Source organism: Marinilactibacillus piezotolerans, assembly GCF_900169305.1.
GTDB classification, from domain to species: domain Bacteria; phylum Bacillota; class Bacilli; order Lactobacillales; family Carnobacteriaceae_A; genus Marinilactibacillus; species Marinilactibacillus piezotolerans_A.
Genome location: NZ_FWDP01000003.1, coordinates 376,220 through 397,385, shown reverse-complemented (window position 1 = coordinate 397,385; position 21,166 = coordinate 376,220). Strand labels below are relative to the sequence as shown.

General features: G+C 40.4%; 20 protein-coding genes. 7 read left to right on the top strand and 13 right to left on the bottom strand.

The window, feature by feature from the left end; all coding sequences use genetic code 11:
- Window positions 1–32: 32 nt before the first annotated feature.
- The 11 genes from B6F02_RS03710 to B6F02_RS03660 all read right to left on the bottom strand — a co-directional run bounded on the left by B6F02_RS03710 (window position 33) and on the right by B6F02_RS03660 (window position 11,915).
- On the bottom strand, window positions 33–242 hold the full coding sequence (locus tag B6F02_RS03710; RefSeq protein ID WP_080146053.1) for a heavy-metal-associated domain-containing protein: 210 nt from the start codon (window positions 240–242) through the stop codon (window positions 33–35).
- A gap of 40 nt (window positions 243–282) precedes the next feature.
- Window positions 283–720 carry a CopY/TcrY family copper transport repressor gene (locus B6F02_RS03705; protein ID WP_080146052.1) on the bottom strand — a complete coding sequence of 146 codons (438 nt, stop codon included), beginning with the start codon at window positions 718–720 and terminating at the stop codon, window positions 283–285.
- A gap of 146 nt (window positions 721–866) precedes the next feature.
- Complete coding sequence (locus tag B6F02_RS03700) at window positions 867–2,102, bottom strand: SH3 domain-containing protein (protein WP_080146051.1); 1,236 nt, start codon at window positions 2,100–2,102, stop codon at window positions 867–869.
- A gap of 65 nt (window positions 2,103–2,167) precedes the next feature.
- Window positions 2,168–2,887, bottom strand: a complete 720-nt coding sequence (locus B6F02_RS03695) for a TraX family protein (RefSeq protein ID WP_256864636.1) — start codon at window positions 2,885–2,887, stop codon at window positions 2,168–2,170.
- 267 nt (window positions 2,888–3,154) lie between these two features.
- Entirely contained in the window at window positions 3,155–3,856 is a 702-nt protein-coding gene (locus B6F02_RS03690; RefSeq protein ID WP_256864635.1) for an aspartate/glutamate racemase family protein, read from the bottom strand.
- Window positions 3,853–5,430 carry a Mur ligase family protein gene (locus B6F02_RS03685; RefSeq protein WP_080146050.1) on the bottom strand — a complete coding sequence of 526 codons (1,578 nt, stop codon included), beginning with the start codon at window positions 5,428–5,430 and terminating at the stop codon, window positions 3,853–3,855. Before B6F02_RS03685 ends, B6F02_RS03690 begins: the two co-directional genes overlap by 4 nt.
- Window positions 5,431–5,452: 22 nt before the next feature.
- Window positions 5,453–6,649: a carboxylate--amine ligase gene (locus B6F02_RS03680; RefSeq protein WP_080146049.1), complete on the bottom strand. Its 1,197-nt coding sequence runs from the start codon at window positions 6,647–6,649 to the stop codon at window positions 5,453–5,455.
- A gap of 196 nt (window positions 6,650–6,845) precedes the next feature.
- Window positions 6,846–8,195, bottom strand: coding sequence for a M20 family metallopeptidase (locus B6F02_RS03675; protein ID WP_080146048.1), 1,350 nt, complete (start codon window positions 8,193–8,195; stop codon window positions 6,846–6,848).
- A gap of 139 nt (window positions 8,196–8,334) precedes the next feature.
- Window positions 8,335–10,242 (bottom strand): PTS fructose transporter subunit IIABC, encoded by a 1,908-nt coding sequence (locus B6F02_RS03670; protein ID WP_080146047.1) that lies wholly within the window; start codon window positions 10,240–10,242, stop codon window positions 8,335–8,337.
- Complete coding sequence (gene pfkB, locus B6F02_RS03665; protein ID WP_080146046.1) at window positions 10,243–11,166, bottom strand: 1-phosphofructokinase; 924 nt, start codon at window positions 11,164–11,166, stop codon at window positions 10,243–10,245.
- Window positions 11,163–11,915, bottom strand: coding sequence for a DeoR/GlpR family DNA-binding transcription regulator (locus tag B6F02_RS03660; protein WP_080146045.1), 753 nt, complete (start codon window positions 11,913–11,915; stop codon window positions 11,163–11,165). The genes pfkB and B6F02_RS03660 overlap by 4 nt, the downstream gene beginning before the upstream one ends.
- A gap of 269 nt (window positions 11,916–12,184) precedes the next feature.
- Here B6F02_RS03660 and B6F02_RS03655 point away from each other — a divergent pair, with 269 nt between their 5' ends.
- On the top strand, window positions 12,185–13,582 hold the full coding sequence (locus B6F02_RS03655) for an MATE family efflux transporter (RefSeq protein ID WP_080146044.1): 1,398 nt from the start codon (window positions 12,185–12,187) through the stop codon (window positions 13,580–13,582).
- 451 nt (window positions 13,583–14,033) lie between these two features.
- A complete protein-coding gene (locus B6F02_RS03650; protein ID WP_256864634.1) occupies window positions 14,034–15,407 on the top strand; it encodes an MATE family efflux transporter in 1,374 nt (457 codons plus the stop codon).
- Window positions 15,408–15,467: 60 nt separating this feature from the next.
- On the opposite strand, the gene B6F02_RS03645 is transcribed toward B6F02_RS03650, so the two are convergent.
- Together B6F02_RS03645 and B6F02_RS03640 are read right to left on the bottom strand one after the other, a co-directional pair.
- Window positions 15,468–16,280, bottom strand: coding sequence for an alpha/beta fold hydrolase (locus B6F02_RS03645; protein WP_080146043.1), 813 nt, complete (start codon window positions 16,278–16,280; stop codon window positions 15,468–15,470).
- 24 nt (window positions 16,281–16,304) lie between these two features.
- On the bottom strand, window positions 16,305–16,736 hold the full coding sequence (locus tag B6F02_RS03640) for an 8-oxo-dGTP diphosphatase (protein WP_256864633.1): 432 nt from the start codon (window positions 16,734–16,736) through the stop codon (window positions 16,305–16,307).
- A 282-nt stretch (window positions 16,737–17,018) separates the two neighbouring features.
- Between B6F02_RS03640 and B6F02_RS03635 the strand changes: the two genes are divergently transcribed.
- From B6F02_RS03635 to B6F02_RS03615, 5 genes are all read left to right on the top strand, one after another.
- Window positions 17,019–17,396 carry a GntR family transcriptional regulator gene (locus tag B6F02_RS03635; RefSeq protein ID WP_080146042.1) on the top strand — a complete coding sequence of 126 codons (378 nt, stop codon included), beginning with the start codon at window positions 17,019–17,021 and terminating at the stop codon, window positions 17,394–17,396.
- A 2-nt stretch (window positions 17,397–17,398) separates the two neighbouring features.
- Entirely contained in the window at window positions 17,399–18,088 is a 690-nt protein-coding gene (locus tag B6F02_RS03630) for an ATP-binding cassette domain-containing protein (protein WP_080146041.1), read from the top strand.
- Entirely contained in the window at window positions 18,085–18,933 is an 849-nt protein-coding gene (locus tag B6F02_RS03625; protein WP_080146040.1) for a hypothetical protein, read from the top strand. The genes B6F02_RS03630 and B6F02_RS03625 overlap by 4 nt, the downstream gene beginning before the upstream one ends.
- 29 nt (window positions 18,934–18,962) lie before the next feature.
- On the top strand, window positions 18,963–20,123 hold the full coding sequence (locus B6F02_RS03620; protein WP_080146039.1) for a hypothetical protein: 1,161 nt from the start codon (window positions 18,963–18,965) through the stop codon (window positions 20,121–20,123).
- Window positions 20,124–20,217: 94 nt separating this feature from the next.
- Entirely contained in the window at window positions 20,218–21,105 is an 888-nt protein-coding gene (locus tag B6F02_RS03615; RefSeq protein ID WP_080146038.1) for a hypothetical protein, read from the top strand.
- Window positions 21,106–21,166 lie beyond the last annotated feature (61 nt).

The following is a 21,166-nucleotide window of genomic DNA, read 5'->3' as shown; positions in this document are numbered from 1 at the left end:
GTCGTCGGCTTTTTTGATAGATATATGACCATCTATTGACGTTTTTCAATAGAATAATGAGTATCTTTCAGGCTGCTATCAGCTGTTTCTTCGCTAATTCCTCTTGCACTTTCAACAGTCGCAGTTTTGTTTTCTAAATCTATTTTTACTGATGCTACTGTTTCTATTGCAGATAGTTTATCTTTGACTGTATTAGCGCATCCTTCACACTTCATACCGTTCACCGTCATCACTTGTTCCACTTTAATCTCTCCCTCAAATTTACTTTAGAGTAATCATTCATCAATGGCATTCTTGCTGACAATTACATTGTCCCGGTACACACTGACAAGCTACTACTTTTGGCGCCGTCTTTTTTTTAGTCTGCAGCAGTTCTTCCAGTCGCTCAATGTCTTCTATACTCAATGTCGTGTCTTCAATCATTTGATAGAGAACTGCTCCTCTTTTTTTAGTACAAACCTGTTGCAATACTTCTTTACTATTTTCTTGTATACTTTCTTGTTCAGAAACATTTGCTGAATAGAGGTATTTTCTGCCTTCTTCAAGCGTGTTCAGCTTGTTTTTCTTTACCAGGCGCCCAATTAGTGTTTTGGTTGTTGCAGGCTTCCAATCCATTTTTTGCGTTAGTATTTCACTGATATATTTACTTGTAGTCGGCTGATTGGCCCAAACTACGCGCATCACTTCCCATTCAGAAGAAGTAATCTGACTCTCTTGCATATACGTCCTCCTTTTGACTACGTGTGTAATCTTTCCTACTACATTTAGTTTACATCTGTAAACAATATTAGTCAAGTCTCTATTCCTGATATCAAAAAAAGCCAAAAACTTGAGCAGCTTTTTGCTCTGTTTTTGGCTTGATCATTCTAATTTGTCATGAACTCCTGAAGCTCTTCCCACCTAGGCGGTCGATTGATCAACTCAGTTATTCGGTATTCTCCGGTTCCTGCTGTTTCTTTCAACTGATTCAGCGCATCAACATCATTAAAATGCCACCACTCGGAAGCAAGAGGCGTGAACCCAGCGGCTGTCATATATCCTTGCAGTCTTAACGCAGGTTCTGTTACTGCACTATTGAGCGTCATGTTTTTCCAGCCTTCCTGGTCACTGGACGCAATCGGTTTAGTAAACATTGCCGAGTTCGTACTCAATTCATGAAAAGGCGTCTGCATTTCATATTCAGTGTATTCTAATATTTTAGGCACATGGTAATCGCCAACGATTCTTTCTGTCAGTTCTTCAATTTTTACTAAGGTTAAATCAATCGCTAACCCTTTTTGATGATTAGAAACACTCGTATTAATAAACCAAGTCAAACTCCAAGGTTTTTCTGTAATTCCCGTTTTGACTACAGAGTTGTTCTTCGCCAGCTTACTTAACGCTTCATTTACTAGAAGCTGAATATCTCGAGGGCGAAAAGTTTCGTAAACCTTAAGCGCTTCTCCATTCTGCAAGGCAATCTGTTGAGCAGCCTGTACTTTTTTAGCAGTCTGATACAAGATAGGCATGATATAGCTATCTTCACCTAATCGGTCACTGTAAGCTCTCATATCGTACAGTGATTCTCCTGTCAGTTCTGGGATATCTACAAAAGAGGATCGAAATTGAGCATTGTAGCTGTTTGTATGATCATAGATAATAGAAGGAATGACATCCGGCAAGTTTATCATAGCTGTTTTATGTTGAATCCATCCGTCTGTCCCTGAGTCTCCTTTCACTCTCCACCATTCACCAATTTCTTGCTCAATTACAAAAGGTGCTCCAGCTTTCAGCGTTACAAGTACATCTGCTTGAGTATCCGGTTCAGCAAAAAGTTTTTGCTCCACCGACGTATACCCCCCTGCACCGATAAGCGGCAACTCGAAAGGTCCTTCTTCATACCAAATCGGAAATTCAGGTGGAACGGGTTCTTTTATATTTACAGGTTCTTCTGGTTCTTCAGAAGTCTCTTCTGAAGGTTGATCTGTTTGTGTCGGCTGTTCTGTTGGCGCTTCTGCAGTGCCATCGGGAGAGTCAGTCTGCAGGTCTTGAATAATATAAATGATCAAACCGATCAGAATAATACTGAGTACTGCAATAATGGCTGGTCTTTTATCTCTCAACTCGATAGCTCCTTTATCTTTTTATTTAAGTGACGTTCGTTATTTTTCACTTAAACTTTATTTTATCACATAATAAGCCAGCTTAGTAGGATAAAAAAGGTTAAATGCAACGGATAGAACCAGTAAAATGCCCATTTAGAGAACCAGCTTCTTTTCCCCGGTTGACGATTGTAGTAGTAAAAGAAGGGTATGGCCAATAAAAATCCGAATCGGTACGTAACAAATGGTCCATATTGCAGCAATCCTGGAAGCACATAGAGCAGACCTCCAACGGCAACATAAAAAAGCATTTTTTTGGTAAACTGTTCCCTGAAAACACCAAATCCTACAATCCACAATACAGCCAGGTAATGCCAATTGGCCGGATACGCGGCTAAGCAACAGAGCAGTATCACAAGTGATTTCTGAAAAACATTCATGGTTTGATGCTTAGCTGCCGTTAATGCAATCAGTCCTAACATGAGAGACCACATTACACTAGTTGCCTTCCATAAACTTAGATCGAAATAAATAACATAAGGAAAGTGAGAAATCAGTGCAAATAAAAATAAGCGTATCGTATAAGCCTTTTTATTAGATGTATAGTGATGACCTTCTGCAATCAAATAACAAATCAGCGGTGCAGCTAATCGTCCAAAAAGATGAATGCCCCATCTCATAGGGGTACCATCCGGGACGAAAACATTTGTAGCATGATCGAAAAACATTGCTGCTACTGCAACAATTTTAAGTACATTAGCGTTGATTCCATTGTTCGATAAATCTAGTTGTCTAATATTTTTCAAGATAGGCACCTCTACTGAACAGTTTTTTATAAAGGAATTGGATTTAAAGTATTATATTTATTCATAAAAAGCTTAGTAAATTTTCCTTTTATTCATTTTGCTTTCTAACTCTCTCATCATACTACGGTTTATCATCTCAATCTATGCCCTATGCTTTTTTGTGATGAAATTGAAATGTTTAGATCGTTTTTCACTTTTCCGAATAAAAAAGCTGCAGGATTTAATTGTCCTGCAACTTTTTGGTTCACTGTAATTGTATTACACTTTTTATGTTGTTTTTGTTAGACTTTCTGCTAATACTTGCATCGGATCAATCAGCGGGACTGACACATCTTCTTGTTTCAAAGCCAGCTCAATCTCTGTACATCCAGAAATAATGACCTCTACTCCAGCAGCAATCAGTTCATCTGCAGCTTCTTGCAGCAATTGCTTAGGAATAAGACCGGTATTCCCTTGCTTGATACCTTCTGCACCGTAAATTGCTTCCATCACTTTATTTTTTTGAGTGATATCGCTGGGATACTGAATCTCAAAGTCTGTTAATTTTCGCTGAAACAATTCCATTTTGCGCGTACCTGTCGTGCATAACACACCCACTTTACGAACACTGCCCTCAAGCTGCTTCAAGTGAGCATCTACTGCTTCAAAAACATCAGCAATCGGGATAGAGAGTTCTTTTTGTACGTCTTCTAAAAAATAATTGGACGTAATGCATGGAACTGCAATTACGTCGGCCCCTGCTTGTTCCACATTTTTAGCTGTCTGGATCAGTGCCGGCAGAGGACTCTCTCCTTCTCCTAAAATCGCTTTGGTTCTATCAGGAATTTTAGGATTATTATCAATGAAGATTCTGAAATGATCTTGATCTTTTTGTACTTTGGTTGTATGGATCAGCTTGCTGAAAAAGCTAGCTGTCGCTTCCGGTCCCATACCGCCTACTACACCGATGACTTTTTCATGATCACTCACTTTGCATCATCCTTATTTAAGAAAGACTCGTCAATGCCGGCTACGCGTTCTTCTAGTGGTGCTAACACTTCTTTAGCATCTAATTCCGGTTTCATTTCCACTAATTGATTCAAGATATACTTTGCTCCAAAGTCCATACCCTGCGCACCACCAATGACGATCACATCGTTTTCTTCCGCTTGATTCAAACTGGACTGCAGCGCATCTGGCATTTCATGGTGCAGTTCTACTTCCACGCCGGCTTTTTCCATTGTCTTGTTGAACGCATCCAGCTCTTCCGGTGTAACGATATCTTTTTCCGTTACATGGGATTCACTCAATGAAACAATGACCTTTTTCAGCCCTAGTTCCGGAATCCACTTCGCCAGAGCTTCAGCATTTTCCAGATTGGTCGTTACCCCGCGGCTTCCGCGAATGGCATATACTAAGTGCAGGTTATTGTAATCCATTTTTGTCAGCGTTTCGAGAGTAACATCAATATTTCCGGCATTTGCAAAGTGATCGTCGACAATTTTAAAGTCATCTTCATAGATAAACTGGAAACGTCTTTCTACACCTTTGAAGTTTTTGATTCCTGTCTGAATTGTTGAGATTGAAACACCGCTGATCAAACCTATCGCTATGGCTGTCATCGCATTGTAGACAGAATGGTATCCCGCAACGGATAGAGATACATCAAATGATGTCGGTTCAATCGTCTGTCCCTCCACGGTTTTGATTGGACGTTTGATTTCTACCGTAAAGTTGCCTCGGCCAGTAGATAAGTCAATATCCGTACAGTGTAAATGCCCTTCTTCACTATCGATACCGTAAGTTACAGTTGCAGCTTTCGTTTCATTGACAAGTGAAGCCGAATACTCATCATCCAGATTCAATACCGCGAACTCGTCCTCGGTTGCTTCTCTGATCAGGCTAGCTTTCGCGTTATAATACTCTTCAAACGAACCATGCAAATCAATATGCTCACGACTGATGTTATTCAGTGCAACGATATTGAAATCCACATTGCCGACTCTTTTTAAATCTAGTGCAGAAGAAGAAACTTCCATTGTGACATGAGAGATTTGCTGATCACGCATCTGTGCAAAATAAGCATGTAAATCCAGCGATTCCGGTGTCGTTAACACACTCGGAATTAAGGTGTCTCCAAACTTGACCATAACGGTTCCCATCAAGCCGGTTCTCCATTGATTCTCTTCTAAAATCGCATTTGTCATAAAGGAAGTAGAGGTTTTTCCGTTCGTTGCTGTAATGCCGATGACATTCAACTCTTTCGAAGGGTGGCCATAGTATTGATCTCCCAAAGCTGCTAGCGCTTGTCGAGTATCTTCAACTACATACTGTGCGACGCTCAGCTCAGGAAGGAATTCTTCGACAATCAATGCTGAAGCTCCACTTTCAACGGCTTGTGGTGCGAATTGATGTCCATCTGTTTTATACCCTCTAATACAGACAAACAATGTGTCTTTTTTTACTGCCTCCGAATGATAGGCTACTTCAGAAATCTTCTGATCCTGATGGTTTTTAGACTCTTTTACCTCGATTGCATCCAGTAAGGTAGATAATTGAATCATCTGTCGATTCTCCTTTTTTAATTTAACGATTTCTGCCTGTGACTCTGCCGGCCATTCGTTTCATGAATTTTCCGATAAACTGTATGCCCGGCTTTGGATCGTCTGCTGCCCATACAGCACCAGTCTTGCTTGCTTTATAGGACTTGAGGATTTGTCCCCAGGTCAGATCCCCGGCTTTCACATAAGCTCTGGAAGCATGCAGATCTTCATACATATAGTGGAAGACTTGTCCGGTGTCTTCTTTGATCACTCTGGAACCGATCGGCTGTCCAGTTAGTTCTTTATAAGCAATCAGCGGCATATTTAATCCTACATCCGCAATCATCTGATTGAAGTTTGTTGTTCGAACATTGATTTCGATCAGGTAATATTCACCCGTCTGAGCATCTTTTTTGAACTCGATCTCCGCAAAGCCTTTATATCCGATTTTTTCCAGGAACGGTGCTCCGATAGCATGCAATTCCGGAACATAACGCTGCATAGTGTAGACAGATGCCCCAAAATGAATGGGATACTGACGATGCTTCTGAGCGGTCATCCAATGGGTGACTTTAGATTCCTGATTCAAATAAGCATCGAATGTATACATGTGGTCATCGAACCCTTGAACTAGCTGCTGTACAACAACCTCAATGTCAGCATCTTTTGCTTTTTTCAAGCTTTCCTCCAGTTCTTGGCGGTTCTGGGCTTTGAATAGTTTTCTGCGGAATTTCGCAACAAATTTAGTAGAATCAGCCGGTTTTACTAAACAGGGATAGCCCAATTCTGATTCAACCGTTTCAATCAGGTTTTGTCGTGTTGTCTGAATGGTTTTCGGCACTCTGACGCCATGCTGTTCTGCCAGCACATATAAATCATCCTTATCAATCAGACGTGTCCATAATCCTTTTTCTTTTTGTGTAATCAAGAAGTACTCACTTAATTCATCCAAGTAAGCATCGATAAATTCTACATAAGGATCCGCTGTGGGATACAGTACAGGTTTGGCTTCTTGTTTTTTAGCATATTCAATCAAGAAATCTTTTAATGCTTCTGGTTCTTTTTTATAATTCGGACCGATCAGCTGCTCTGATAAGTATTTTGAGTGCAGACCATAGGCGCCCTCTTTCTGGTATTCTACGGCAACAACGGGAACTCCGGTACGGCCGAGACAACGGATAATACTTAATCCGATATAGTAATTTGCGCCTAATACGACGGCTTTATTTTGGACTGTCATGTATCTTCCCATCTCTTCCTTGTAAATGTTGATTGAGTCGTTTATTTAATCGAAGTGCGTACAACTCTCGTATGATTGATTTTTCATCTAATTTGAATCTGTACACGTTCGTTTATTATACATCAAATTGTATAGTTTTTGTAGAAGCAGCCTCTTTTTGCTGACCGTATACGCAACTTTTGTGTCGCTGATTTTTCTACTCTCCTGCTTGGCAGCACAGCTGATAAAGTGTCTCTGCATAGATATCCATTGCTCGGTAAAACTCTTCCAGTTTGATTCCTTCATTTTCCTGGTGAGCCAGGCTTGGACTTCCCGGAAAGTGTGCTCCGAACGCAACCATATTCGGCATGGAGCGTGCATATGTTGCACCACCTGATGTCATGGGTTCTTGATGGTCTCCTGTCTTTTCTCTATAAATAGACATCAATGTTTTCACCAATTCACTGTCTTTTGGAACATGCAAAGACGGCAGCGCATCATACTGCTGATACTCTAATTGATAAGCTGCAGCTGTTGTTTGCAGCTGTTCTGCCAGTTCTTCTTGAGTATAAGAGACAGGGATTCGCATATCAATCATGATTTCTGACTGTTGAGCATCGATTTTTAAAGCAGCCGCATTAAAGGTCAATTCTCCTGTAATCTCATCTTTGACTTTCCCAAACAAGCTGCTTCCATTTGTTTCTTTACCGACTTTTTCCGTTAAAAATGAAAGCGCAGGATGATCATATACCGCAGCCAATCCACCCGCTAAAGCTGTAATAGCATTTTTCCCTAAATATGCTGTACTGGCATGGACTGCTTTTCCGTAAACCGTCAGCGTCTGTCCGCTGAGAGCATATTCAGTATCTGCAGCATCCAATGCTTCTGCTATCGCAGCAACTTTTCCACCTTGATATACTGCTGTAGCTGGGACTACATTCGGTGCGCCCGGACAATCTATTTTCAGCTCATCAGAACCCGGTCCGACCAGCTTCAGCTGCAAAAGGCCTTTTTCAGCATACGTCAGTGGGAATGCCCCATCTGGAACAAATCCTCTATCCGGCAAACGCTCTTGCGCTGTGTAGCGATCCATACAGCGCCACAAGCTTTCTTCATCCGTTCCAAATACAAAACGAACAGTATGGTCAAACGTTTCTCCCGCATCTACTAATGCTTTAAAAGCGTACAAAGCAGCGATCGTCGGTCCTTTATCATCTTGTGTCCCGCGACCGTAAATCACACCGTCTTTTTCCGTTGCAGAGAATGGATCTGTATGCCATTTAGACTGATCCCCTTCTGGTACAACATCCAGGTGGCAAAGGACACCCACCATCTCTTTTCCATTACCATAATCTGCATAGCCATAGTAGCCTTCCGGGTCATAATAAGTGGTCATTCCCAGTTCTTCGCACAATTTCAATGCTTCTTTTAAAACCTGATCGATTTCTTCTCCAAAAGGCGGGTATACCGTTCCTTCTTTTTCTTGATTGACCGAGGGGATATCTACAAGTCTTTTTAAGGCTGCTAAACTTTCTTGTTTTATTGCAGCTGTTATATAATCTTTCATCATCATGCTCCTTGTTAGTTAAAAAGTTGTGATAGATTGTTTTCTTTCATTTAAGATTACGTTACTAGATTGAAGGGAAAAGTCAAGGCATAAAAAAACTCGCCTTTCCATTATAGAAAGACGAGCTGATATTAAACGATTATGCTACATCGCTAGAAGTAACGTGTTTTGTTTCATCTTGTACTTTTGGTTTCCACAGTCCTAGAATCACTGTTGAAACTGCAGTACCAATAATTAAAGCTAGGAAGAACATGAATGGATTATCACCTAATAGTAAGGCAACGATTGCTCCACCGTGGGGTGCTGGAACTGTAGTAGCCCATAATTGGCTCAATCCACCACCGATTGCCGCTCCAATTACAGATGATCCAATAACACGAAGTGGATCTGCTGCCGCAAATGGGATGGCACCTTCAGTAATAAAAGAAAGTCCTAAGATAAAGTTAGATAGTCCAGAGCTTTTTTCTGTTTCAGTAAATTTGTTTCTAAATATAAGTGTTGCCAGTCCGATTGCAAGCGGCGGAATCATACCACCCATCATAACAGCTGCCATCAAGCTGCCGTCGCCAGTATCAGTAAAGATACCGATTGAGAATGCATAAGCCGCTTTGTTGAAAGGTCCACCCATATCAATCGCCATCATACCACCTAAAACAGCTCCTAATAATACAGCATTACCTGTACCTAAGTTGTTCAAGAAGCTGATCATAGCATTATTGATCGTTGTAAAGATCGGCATAATCAAAATCATGATCATTCCTGCAACCAGTAGGCCTACAACAGGATATAGAAGAATGGTTTTAAGTCCAGCGAATGATTGAGGTACACCTTTCAGTCCTTTTTTAACGAAGTTCATCGCATAACCGGCAAGGAACCCGCCAATTAATCCTCCTAAGAATCCCGCATTGCTTTGGACAGCCATATATCCGGCAGCCATACCAGGTAGCAAACCGGGACGATCTGCAATACTGTAGGCAATATAACCAGCTAAAATTGGAATTAGGAACTGGAATGCTGCGCTACCGATACTGTTGAATGATGTAAAGAAGACACTCTCGTTTCCTACAAAAGGTTCGAGCGCAAAAGAAATGGCTAGAAGAATCCCGCCACCAACAACAAATGGCAGCATGTGAGAAATCCCGTTCATCAAATCTTTGTACAATGTGTTCCATACGCTTCCGCCTTCATCATCAGAAGAAGCATTGTCGCTGCTTGTTGTATCACCATCTACATGTAAGATGGGTGCCTGCTGATTCATTGCTTTAGTAATCAGCTCTTCAGATTTGTTGATTCCTTCAGCAACTGGACGTTGTAAAACGTGTTTCCCGTTGAAGCGAGCTAGTTCTACTTTTTTGCTTGCTGCAATGATAACACCATCAGCACGGCGAATCTCGTCTTCAGTCAGTACATTTTTTGCTCCGTCTGAACCATTTGTTTCTACACGGATCGTTACACCCATTTCATTGGCTTTGCGTTTCAATGCATCTTCAGCCATGTATGTGTGCGCAATTCCTGTCGGGCAAGCTGTAACAGCTACAACAAATTTTTCTTTTCCTGAGACGTTTTGTGTATCAGGTTTAACTTCGTTGGTTTCTTGTTCGTCATCAGCGAAGACAGCTTGAACATCTTCCGGCGTTTCCGCTTGTCTTAAGTGTTCCAGCACTTCCGGGTTAACCAATTTACGAGATAGGGAAGCCAGCACTTGCAAGTGAAGGTCGTTTCCGCCTTCTGGAGCAGCGATCATAAACAAGAAGTGAGTTGGTTGACCGTCTAAAGATTCATAGTCGACTCCTGCTTCTGATTTTGCAAATAAAACGGCCGGTTCTTGTACCGCTTTGTTTTTTGAGTGCGGCATTGCGATTCCGTCCCCTAATCCAGTTGACGTCTGCGCTTCGCGGTTCATGATGCCTTCTTTATAAGTTGCTGCATCAGAGATGACATTTTTTTCTGCCAAACGTGCAATCATTTCATCAATTACAGCTTCTTTTTCTGTTGCTTTTAAGTCTAAGATCATCAGATCTTTTCTCAATAAGTCATTGATTTGCATTTAGTTTTCCTCCATTGCTTGAATGTCTATTTGCGGAAGCAGTGCTTCGATTTTATCTCGTGTAGCCAAATCTTCTTCAAATGCTGTGGCACTTCCTGAAGCGATCCCATATTTGAATGCTTCTAACGGATCGTTCGTTTTTGTAAAGACACCTGTGAATCCGGCGACCATTGAGTCTCCAGCACCGACTGAATTTTTCAATTGTCCTTTAGGTGCTTTCCCATGGTAGACACCTTTTTCCGTAAACAGCATGGCACCTTTTTCTGCCATTGAGATAATGACGTTCTGCGCACCTGCATCTACCAGCTTTTTACCATAGAAAACCAGATCATCTTCAGTTTCCAGTGTTACATTGAACAACTCTTCCAGTTCATGATTGTTGGGTTTGATCAATAACGGACCGGAAGCCAATGCGTCCTGCAATTCTTTTCCGGTTGTATCCAAAACAAATTGTGCACCAGTCTGTTTTAGTGTCTGGATGACTTGCTGATAATAATCAGACGGCAGTCCAGCTGACTTGCTCCCGGAAAGAATGACGACATCCTGATCGGTCAGTTGAGAAAATCCATCCAGCAGCTCTTTTGCTTTTGCTTCAGAAATATGGGGTCCGGGACCGTTGATTTCTGTTTCATTGCTGCTCTTTACTTTTACATTGATACGGGTGTCTTCTTCTACTTGAACGAAACCTGTATTGATCTGTTCTTGTTTTAAAGCTTCTTCAATAAAGTTTCCAGTGAAGCCGCCGATAAAGCCCAGTGCTTTATTTTCAATGTCTAACTGCGTTAAAATTCTGGAGACATTGATCCCTTTGCCACCCGGAAACTTACGATCTTTCTGGATTCGGTTGACACCGCCTGGCTTAACCTCATCCTTCATATACACAACATAATCAATCGATGGGTTTAACGTTACTGTATAAATCACTTGCTGCACTCCTCTACGACTCGTGTCATGGACACAAGTTCTCGATTTTCTTCCGATAATTGAGTTGTCACGATTGTACAATCTTCAATATCACTTACTTTGACAAAACTCACCTTATTAAACTTGGATGCATCAGCTAACACGTATGCTTCATCTGTCTGCATGATGGCGACTCTCTTCATAGAAGCTTCTTCTAGATCCGGCGTTGTATAACCGACTTCTTTATCGATAGAATTCATCCCTAAGAAAGCTCTGCTGAACCGATAATTCTTCATCTGTTCCTGCGCCAGTGTTCCAATGATTGCTTTCGTATTCTGTTTGATCTTGCCGCCTAATAAAATGGTCTCGATTTTCAAATCTGTCAGCAAAGAGGCATGGGGAACACCGTTGGTTACGACTGTGATTTCTTTATTTTTAAAAAAAGGAATCATTTCATACGTCGTCGTTCCTGCATCTAGATAGATCACTTCATGCTCTTGGATAATACTTGCTGCTCTTTTTGCAATGGCTTGTTTTTCATGAACGTTTTTGACCGTTTTCTCTTCCATTGTATCTTCGGTCGCTACGGCCACACGCCGCTTCGCTCCGCCATGAATACGGATCAGCTTCCCAACAGACTCCAGTTGACTTAAATCTCTGCGAATGGTCGATTCAGAATGACCGAGTGTGTCGACGAGTTCTTGAACCGTCACTGTATTCTTTTGGTTGATTTGTCTAAGGATATAAGCATGTCGTTCGTCTGTAAGCACTTACTTCACCTCTCATTCTATAATATACCATCTCATACAATCAAAATCAATCATAAATAATCATAAACAGTCAAACAGAACACAATTTGTTCAACTTTATTTAATTAAGTACATACAGCCTATACCTGAATTTTACATATAATTGAAGAGATTCTATTGCTTTTGTTTCAATGCCCGCTATAATAACTAGGTATCATACATTCTATAAGATGAATTTAGGACTTGTTTAAATGTTTTTTAGCCGTTAAAGGATAGGAGGATATCATTATATGAAGAAAGACATGACACAAGGCAGTCCGATGAAACTGATACTGAGTTTTACGGTGCCATTGTTGATTGGGAATTTGTTCCAGCAGTTTTATAATATGGCCGACTCTTACATTGTAAGTCAGACAGTAGGGGTAGAGGCATTCTCAGCAATCGGTTCGACAACCAGTCTGCAGTTTCTGATTATTGGATTAGCGATTGGATTAACAGCCGGGCTAGCCGTTATCACAGCACAGCGTTTCGGTAGAAAAGATGAAGCTGCTTTGCGAAAGAATCTCGCTGCCAGCTTAATCATTAGTATTGTCATCGGAGTCGTATTGACCTTGCTGACGACGACCTTTACAGAAGAGATCCTGACACTGATGCAGACGCCGGAAGAGACATTCCAGTATGCTTACGATTACTTAAATGTAATATTCTGGGGAATCGGTGCAACCTTGATGTTCAACTTGCTGGCGAACTTGCTGCGAGCACTAGGTGACAGCAAAACACCGCTCTATTTCCTGATTTTAACTTCCGTATTAAATATTGTATTAGATTATGTCTTTATTCTTTCCCTTGATATGGGAATTAGAGGGGCTTCCACAGCGACCGTTATTTCGCAGATTGTTTCTAGCCTGCTTTGTCTCTTCTTTATATGGAAGAAAGTGCCCCTGCTTAGAATTCATAAAGAAGATTGGGCGATCGACTGGGCAGAAATCAGAGAACATTTACGTATCGGTTTACCTTATGGATTCCAGTATTCAATCATTGCGATCGGTTCTGTTGCCATTACCGTGACACTGAACCGTTTAGGTGCCAGCGCAGTTGCTGCGTTCACTGCCGCTCAAAAAGTCGATACTGTAGCTATGCTGCCCCTGCAGTCTTTTGGGGTAACAATGTCTACTTACGCTGCACAAAATTATGGCGCCCGCAAGCTGAACCGAATCTGGTACGGCGTTAATCAGGCGATCAAGTTAAGTGTAGCCTATAGTGTAATCATCGGCGTTATCTTATTGCTCTGGGGCAGACAGTTAGCCTTGTTGTTCGTTGGAACTGATGCTTCTCCTGAAGTGATCAGTATGATTCAGCAGTTTTTTGTAACGAATGCGACGCTTTATGTGATTCTGTCGCTGCTGTTCATTTATCGTCATACCCTGCAAGGACTGGGCAATAGTTTGGCCCCTACCGTAGCAGGCATTGGAGAATTAGCAGCGCGTGCGATTGCTGCGATCGTATTGTCGATTCCATTCGGCTTCCTAGGTGCGGCTTTATCCAATCCACTAGCTTGGATAGCGGCGTTCGTTCCATTATCCATTGCTTATTATTCTACTCGAAGAAGTCTTTCAGGACGTGTTTCCTTCTCTCCAGAAACAATTGAAGAGGTTGTACCAGAACTGGAACTTCAAAAAGTCAAATAACCTTCAATCCATTAAAGCCATCTTTCAGTTTAAAACTGGAGGATGGCTTTTTTTGTATAGACCACTTTTAGAAATTAGCCGGATTGTTCTTTGTGAAATCCTTGAACAAAATTTGTCTATCTTCCCTGTTCAAAATTCTGTCGCATTTTCAAAAACGCCTATATATATCAACGATTGCCTACATGAAAGTAATGAAAACGACTAACAAAACCATGTGTTGATTTTGTTCACATTCCTTTCACAAAGAATCTTTCAAAGGGGCTTGTATTCTATTTAAAAGTATCTATACTTGTCAAAAGTGTTAGTTATAAAACACTGATCTGACGTGCTTTCATAAATGGTCAGATCTTGAAATGATTCATTTATTTTAACAAATTAAATGCACCTTGACGCTTATTCACTATCATCCGATATCGGATAGATAAACAACTCAACCATGGAGGTTATCATATTGTACAAAGACATGACTAAAGGCAACCCGCTTAAATTAATCGTAATGTTTTCAATCCCGCTGATCTTAGGAAACTTATTCCAACAAATGTACCAAATGGCTGATACCTTCATCGTTAGTAAAACGATCGGTGTTGAAGCTTTCGCAGCTGTCGGTGCTACAGGCAGTATCAATGGATTAATCTTAGGTCTGGCAATCGGATTAACTGCCGGCTTATCTGTTCTGACTGCACAACGCTTCGGAACAAAAGACGAAACAAAAATCAGACAAAACTTGGCAGCAAGTGTCATCATCTCTGGTACAATGAGCGTGATCTTGACTGTTGTCGCAGTATTATTCACTCGTCAAATTTTAGAATTCATGAACACACCGGCTGAACTGATCGAACATGCACACAGCTACTTGATTGTACTATTCTCTGGTATCGGTACAGCAGTAATGTTCAACTTGATCTCAAACATCTTGCGCTCAATCGGAAACAGCCGTGCACCACTAGTATTTTTGATTATTACTTCTATTTTAAATATCGCATTAGACTTAGCGTTTATTCTTCTATTTGATATGGGCGTTGCCGGTGCAGCTTTGGCAACTGTCATTTCTCAATTTGTTTCAAGTGTTATCGGATTAGTTTATATTAAGAAAAATGTGCCAATTCTTCGTATTCATAAAGAAGACTGGGCTGCTGGATTCAAACAAATCAAAGAACATTCAGCGATTGCTTTCCCAATGGGCTTCCAAAGCTCTATTATCGCAATTGGATCTATCGCTATCCAAATGACTTTGAACAGCTTAGGACCTGAAGCTGTTGCAGCAACAACAGCTGCTCAAAAAATCGATGGTATCGCTACTTTACCTCTTGTTTCTTTTGGTATTACAATGGCGACTTTTGCTGCTCAAAACTACGGTGCTGGACAAGTTGACCGTGTATGGCAAGGTGTCCGTACTACATTAAAAGTTGTATTGACTTACAGTGCTGTTATCGGTTTAGTATTAGTCTTCTTCGGTCGTCCGCTTGCTGCATTATTCGTAGGATCAGGAAACACTGAAATCTTAGGCTTGTCTCATTTATACTTTGCAACAAACGCACCTTTCTACTTCTTGCTTGCTATGTTATTTATTTACCGCTATACACTTCAAGGACTTGGAAAAAGTACTGCGCCTACAATGGCTGGAATCATGGAGTTATTTTCTAGAGTCGGCGCTGCATTACTGCTTTCAAACTCTTTAGGATTCGCAGGTGTGACACTTTCTAACCCGCTTGCTTGGTTAGCTGCGCTTGTTCCATTGACTTTCTCTTACTACAGCCTGAAACGTCAATTGGATGGAACAGAACGTCCAAAACTATTGCCAAGATTAGCTAGCTTAATCCGTTAAGATTCTAATTTTAAAGCCTCCTGATTTCTCTCATGAGAAAAATCAGGAGGCTTTTCTTTTTTATTTACCATTAAACTGTGAAAGCCATTCTCTGGCGATAGCTGCAAACTGGTCAGTATCTTCCATATGCGCCCCGTGGCTAACATTCTTCATGATCACTGACTTGCCCTTTTGTGCAAGACCAGCGCATACTTCTGCGTGTCTGGACGGCCAGAATGGACTGTATTCCGCACCGATAAACAAAACAGGTTTCTTTATCTTCTGCAGGCTTTTACGCCAATCTCCTTTCAGATAATCCCTATATAAAGGTGCTTTTTCTTTTACAGAAGCAATCTTCTTTTCTTTTAAAACCATTGTATTGAATAAAGACCATAACACGCTGGTCTTAGGGAGTCTATGTAGAGGCAAAATCGGCGACTTCAAAACTTCTCCAATCGATTCTTCACTGATTCCCGGGATACCCAGATTCCACGCAGCGTCGTTTAACATCTTAGGAGTCTGATCAATAAAGATTGCCGAGGCAATTTTTTCATCCCCAAATTGTTCCAAGTAACTCATCATTACTGTAGATCCTAAAGAATGGCCGATCAAAACAGGATCTTCCAGCCTCATAAATGCTAGGAATTCTTTAACATCTTTTCCTTGTCTGGCTACCGACATATCGTTAAAGTCCGCTATCGTTGCGCCTTCGTACCTTCGCTCCAGACCGATGACACGATAGTCTTGCTTCAGTTCTCTAGCCACATACCTGAAAGTCTGCACACTCGTCTGAGCGCCGGCCAGCAATACCAGCGGTTTTCCTTCTCCAATATCAAAGTAGTGCAATAAAGCTCCATCTGAAGTAGGAAAGGGTTTAAACCTTTCTAATCGCATCCGTCATTTCTCCCATCTTTTTGCTTATAAAACTGTACCACTATTGCCAGTATAATACAGCTCACTCTTATCCCCATTCAAAAACACTTCCAGCATCTGCTCAAAGTCCTCAACGGTTTCTGCTTCTTTCAATTCCGTCAGCGGCATCCACTTTACTTCTCCCTCTTCAGAAGACTGGATTTCTCCTTCGTATGTACAGGTACGATATAAAAAAACGATGTAGCGAGCGTTAGATTCTATCTGAAACTGTTTAATCCCGCATAACGAAAGATTTGAGACTCTCAGTCCCGTCTCTTCTTTGACTTCTCGCACAGCTGCTTCTATAAATGATTCACCCGCTTCTACTTTCCCTCCAGGGAACGCAATGCCCTTCCAGCTTTTTAAACGATGCTGGACCAGCACATCTCCTTTACCATCTTCAATCATGACCATATTAGTAAAAACTGTTCTCTCCACTTAGATTCTCCTGACTATTTGGCTCGTTATATTGGGTTGTTTTATATAGTATAACAAATCGTTCAAATAAGTGTTGACTTCCAAAGTGTATGCACTATATAATACACCTAGCGAATGTATTACTTGCTTAATACATTCAGCAACTTTTTTTACCACTAGTGTATTAAACGCGTAATACAGAAAAAAACAGATGATACGTCATTCCTCAAAATGTTTCCCGTGAAACAATGAAGAAATCGATCATTCTCAGTTACTTAGCTTAATTAGAAAGGAGTACTGAATATGAATCTGATATTAAACAAGCGCGATCCGATCTACCTGCAAGTCATGCACTTTTTAAAAAAAGAAATCGTAGCGGGACATTTAAAACCCGGTGAAGAGATTCTTTCTAGAAGGCAGCTGGCAAACGATTTGAAGATCAACCCTAATACGGTGCAGCGTGCATACAGTGAAATGGAGGCAGAACAATTGATTTATACAGAACCGAATAAACCCAGCAAAGTCACTGAAGACCCCAACGTATTGCGTCAGCTGAAAAGCGAGTGGGTCAATCAGGCTGTCAAAGAGTTTGTTAGTGCCATTCAAACAGTAGACATTACCATCGATGAAGTCACAGATTTAATTAAAACAGAAATGAACCACCATAAGAACGGAGGATAAACATGATAGAAGTAAAAGATATTCACAAAAATTTCGGCAGAAAAAAAGTATTAAAAGGTGTTTCTTTCACAGTTAATAAAGGCGAAATCACTTGTCTGATCGGAATCAACGGTGTTGGGAAGACGACGATTTTGAATGCCATTATGGACTTGACGCCGATTAAAAGAGGCGAGATTCTGATTGATGAAAAGCAGCATTCTCCTGAAATGTATAATCAGATCACCTTTATCCCGGATGCTGCTATTATGCTGCCTGGAATGACAATCCAGCAAGCAATGGATTTTATGAAAGAATATCATTCAGTGTGGAATGAAAAGCGTGCAAAAGACCTGCTTCGATTTTTCAAATTAAAAGTATCCGACAAGATTCAGGACCTATCCAAAGGTAATGTAGCCAAGGTCAACCTTCTAATGGGACTATCCTTAGATGTGGACTACATATTAATGGATGAACCTTTTTCGGGGATCGATATTTTTACCCGAGAACAGATCACTGAAGTATTCAGCAGCCGATTAGTAGAAGATCGCGGCGTACTCATTACGACTCACGAAATCAGCGATATCGAGCATTTAATCGATAAAGTACTGCTGCTGGACGATGGTGTTATTATGAAAGAATTCTATGCTGAAGCTATGCGAGAAAACGAAGGCAAGTCAGTTGTAGATGTATTACGGGAGGTATATGAAGGATGAAACAATCGTTAAAACACTTTATCCGCTTAGTGAACTTTGAATTTGAACGGATGTATAAATTTTTATTTGCCGTTATGGGGATCTTGATTGCCGCTAACTTGGCTGGTTACATTCTGCTCCCTCTTGAATATATGAATAATGCTCGCGAAATAATGAGAATTGACTCCTTGACCACCGCACAGTTTATTGAAAACAATGACCCTTTTTCAATGTACCCTGTGTCCATCTCTTTATGGGTATTAGGCCCCATTGCTCTTGGTATTATCGGTTTTATATTTTATTCTGTTTTCATCTGGTACCGCGAATGGTTTGGAAAAAATACTTTTATCTACAGACTGTTGATGATTCCAGTTTCAAGAATGCAGATATTCTTCGCTAAATTTTTGATGATCGTAATTGGTGTATTCAGTTTGCTTGCTTTACAGCTCTTGTCATTGTGGATCGGTGAAATCATCGTGTCCAATATCGTCTTAGGAGAATTTTATACGTCTTACAATCTGCCGCAAATCTTACAGTTGAACTATATTTTCCAAATTATTTTTCCAAGTATCGGGGAAGTATTTTTAGGCTCATACATCATTGGGTTTGTTGCTGTACTGGTCTTATTTACGGTTATTTTATTTGAAAGAAGTTTTCGAATCAAAGGACTAGTCATGGGAATCGGTTATGCGATAGCTTGCTTATTCTTTGTTCTCTCGCCAAATCTGATCCCTACAGTATTTAAAAATTACCACATTCTCTTTGATTCTGAACTGATTTTACTGATTTTCGGGTTCTCGTTGATTGTGGGTATGATCTCTATATTGCTTAGTCGTTATTTATTGAAGCATAAAATCACTGTTTAAAAAATACCGTTTAGAAAGGAATGAAACATATGTCAAAGTATGCAAAATTAATCGGGATTACGTTATTCACTATCGTCAGCTTCTGTATCTACGGAATTGCAAAGACCTCCGCTGAAACGACGACTAACCTAAAAATTGAAACGACTGAAGGCGATGATACTTATGCGGATTCCTTCAATTTATCTGGATATATTTATGGAGAATCCAATACCCTGCTTCCTACATTTCATTATACCGATGGGGCATTTGAGTTGAAAGACGAATCATCTTTTTTCGAAATTTTAGATGCTTCAATCTATTTAACTGCGGACCAACTAATGGAAGAACATAAATCCTTTATGCGCGGCAAGTCTCCTTACGCCCAGTTCAAAGTAGAGGATGAAAAAGTTGTCTACGCAGCTTCTGATACCGATCAATATTGGCAGGAGACTTCTACAAATCAGTTGAATGTTTCTTTACTGGATAAAGCGAATGATGAGATTTCCGACTATACATTTTCATTGCCTGAAGATTCTTCTGGAACTTCATTAGAATCCGTTAGAAACTTTTATGTTCAATACCCGATGGTTTACTTTACTCTTTTAACGGCGGAGTCGAATAATAGTAGTTTGTACAAAATCTATTCTGCTGACTTGTCTAAAGAAACTCCAGAATTACAGCTTGTTAGAGAAATAGATTCTAAATTAAGTACCGTGGACAGTCTCTATAGTTCATTATCCGAATCAGCAAATAGCCGCTATCTAGGTCTGGCAGAAATCAACTATAATGAATACGAAATGAGCGTGGATTCTTTTACTATTTATGATTATGAGACTGACACTCTTTTAGAAACACAGAGCTTGGAAGGCATAGAGCAGCCAAACTTGTTAAGGGATGGAGAAAACCTTTATATTACGTCACCTTCAGAAAACGGACTTACTGTTTATCAAGTAGATACTTCGGCAGAGCCAGCCGCATTATCACCCATTTTTGAATTGCCAGCTTCAGAAAATGGACCTATTTTACCTGCGTTTATTTCGGACAATATACTATATTCATATGAAGAACACTATGATTCTGTAGCTCTGAATTATAGTATTCAAATTAACGATCTCAATACGGGAGATCTTCTCTATAAAGGAGAAATACTTGGAGAAGACTCAGAACCAGTTGATATGTCTTTAATAGATATTCAAAAAGCAGCAGAATAATTCAGCAAACGATCCTTTCTCTTGAGTAAAGGATCGTTTTTTATGTTGTGCTTTAGTATGATAGTAGTAACAACGATTCATGGAGGAAACAATGATGCCTTATATGATTTCTGAAGCAAAAAAAATCCGGAAAGATGATATGACTAAGAATCTGCAGCAGCAAGTAAAGAGTATTCTGCCGAAAATCAACGCAGGAGATTACCGCCAGATCATTGAAGCTGACTCCGATGAGCATATAGTTGCGTTAGGACTGAGCTGGAAAAATCCTTTCCATCCATCTGCAGAATATCTGCGTATTTATCTGGATGAGGACTTGAAAGATCAAGCAGATGTTCAACGACAGCTGCTTACTCATTTAGAGAAAAACCCCTCCTCTACAGCTGATCGTTTGATCTATTCTTTGATGAATGATCAAGTAAAGACGCTTTCAACCCTGAAATCCAACGGTTATGAATTAATCAGGAACACGTGTGAACCGGCACTGACTGTTGCAGAGTGTTTGAGCCAGATAGAGACATCAGCTCATTCTTCTGTACTCACTTATGGAGAAATGATGAAAGATCCTCAGTTGAAAAATGAATTCTTTACTTTATTGAAAAGGAACTATGAAGCTACTCATCTTGTTAATCCAGCAGCTGACCTGACACTATCCGAATGGATGTCTTTGTTGTTAGACGAACAACCTGACTGGAATTTAAGCTTGGTAGGATTGACAGATGGTTCCGTTTCTTCTTACATCACTATTTTTCCGCCTGAGAATGAAGGTGTGGAGATCGCTTGGATGGGACTGCGAACAGAAATACCCACTGCTCGCTTAGAATTGCAGCAGCTCTTTAAGAAACAGCTGGAGTTGCTAAACCAGACAGGGATCCGTTCCATTGAGGCAGAAATTGATACGACGGATCACTATGCCTCTGCTCTTTTTTCTTTTATTGAACTTGGGACGTTGAAGTCATACGATACTTATAGAAAATCCATCTAGCTGATTCACTCTAGATTTAGCCAATATAAATTGTTATACTGTTGAAAATTATATCTATCAA

What these genes read in the sequence shown, in the direction of transcription:
- B6F02_RS03705 (WP_080146052.1), bottom strand. Translation starts at nt 720, where the DNA reads ATGCAAGAGAGTCAGATTACTTCTTCTGAATGGGAAGTGATGCGCGTA.
- B6F02_RS03630 (WP_080146041.1), top strand. Translation starts at nt 17,399, where the DNA reads ATGATAGAAGTAAAAGATATTCACAAAAATTTCGGCAGAAAAAAAGTA.
- B6F02_RS03655 (WP_080146044.1), top strand. Translation starts at nt 12,185, where the DNA reads ATGAAGAAAGACATGACACAAGGCAGTCCGATGAAACTGATACTGAGT.
- B6F02_RS03670 (WP_080146047.1), bottom strand. Translation starts at nt 10,242, where the DNA reads ATGCAAATCAATGACTTATTGAGAAAAGATCTGATGATCTTAGACTTA.
- B6F02_RS03680 (WP_080146049.1), bottom strand. Translation starts at nt 6,649, where the DNA reads ATGACAGTCCAAAATAAAGCCGTCGTATTAGGCGCAAATTACTATATC.
- B6F02_RS03635 (WP_080146042.1), top strand. Translation starts at nt 17,019, where the DNA reads ATGAATCTGATATTAAACAAGCGCGATCCGATCTACCTGCAAGTCATG.
- B6F02_RS03625 (WP_080146040.1), top strand. Translation starts at nt 18,085, where the DNA reads ATGAAACAATCGTTAAAACACTTTATCCGCTTAGTGAACTTTGAATTT.
- B6F02_RS03620 (WP_080146039.1), top strand. Translation starts at nt 18,963, where the DNA reads ATGTCAAAGTATGCAAAATTAATCGGGATTACGTTATTCACTATCGTC.
- B6F02_RS03685 (WP_080146050.1), bottom strand. Translation starts at nt 5,430, where the DNA reads ATGATTCAATTATCTACCTTACTGGATGCAATCGAGGTAAAAGAGTCT.
- B6F02_RS03645 (WP_080146043.1), bottom strand. Translation starts at nt 16,280, where the DNA reads ATGCGATTAGAAAGGTTTAAACCCTTTCCTACTTCAGATGGAGCTTTA.
- B6F02_RS03675 (WP_080146048.1), bottom strand. Translation starts at nt 8,195, where the DNA reads ATGAAAGATTATATAACAGCTGCAATAAAACAAGAAAGTTTAGCAGCC.
- B6F02_RS03615 (WP_080146038.1), top strand. Translation starts at nt 20,218, where the DNA reads ATGCCTTATATGATTTCTGAAGCAAAAAAAATCCGGAAAGATGATATG.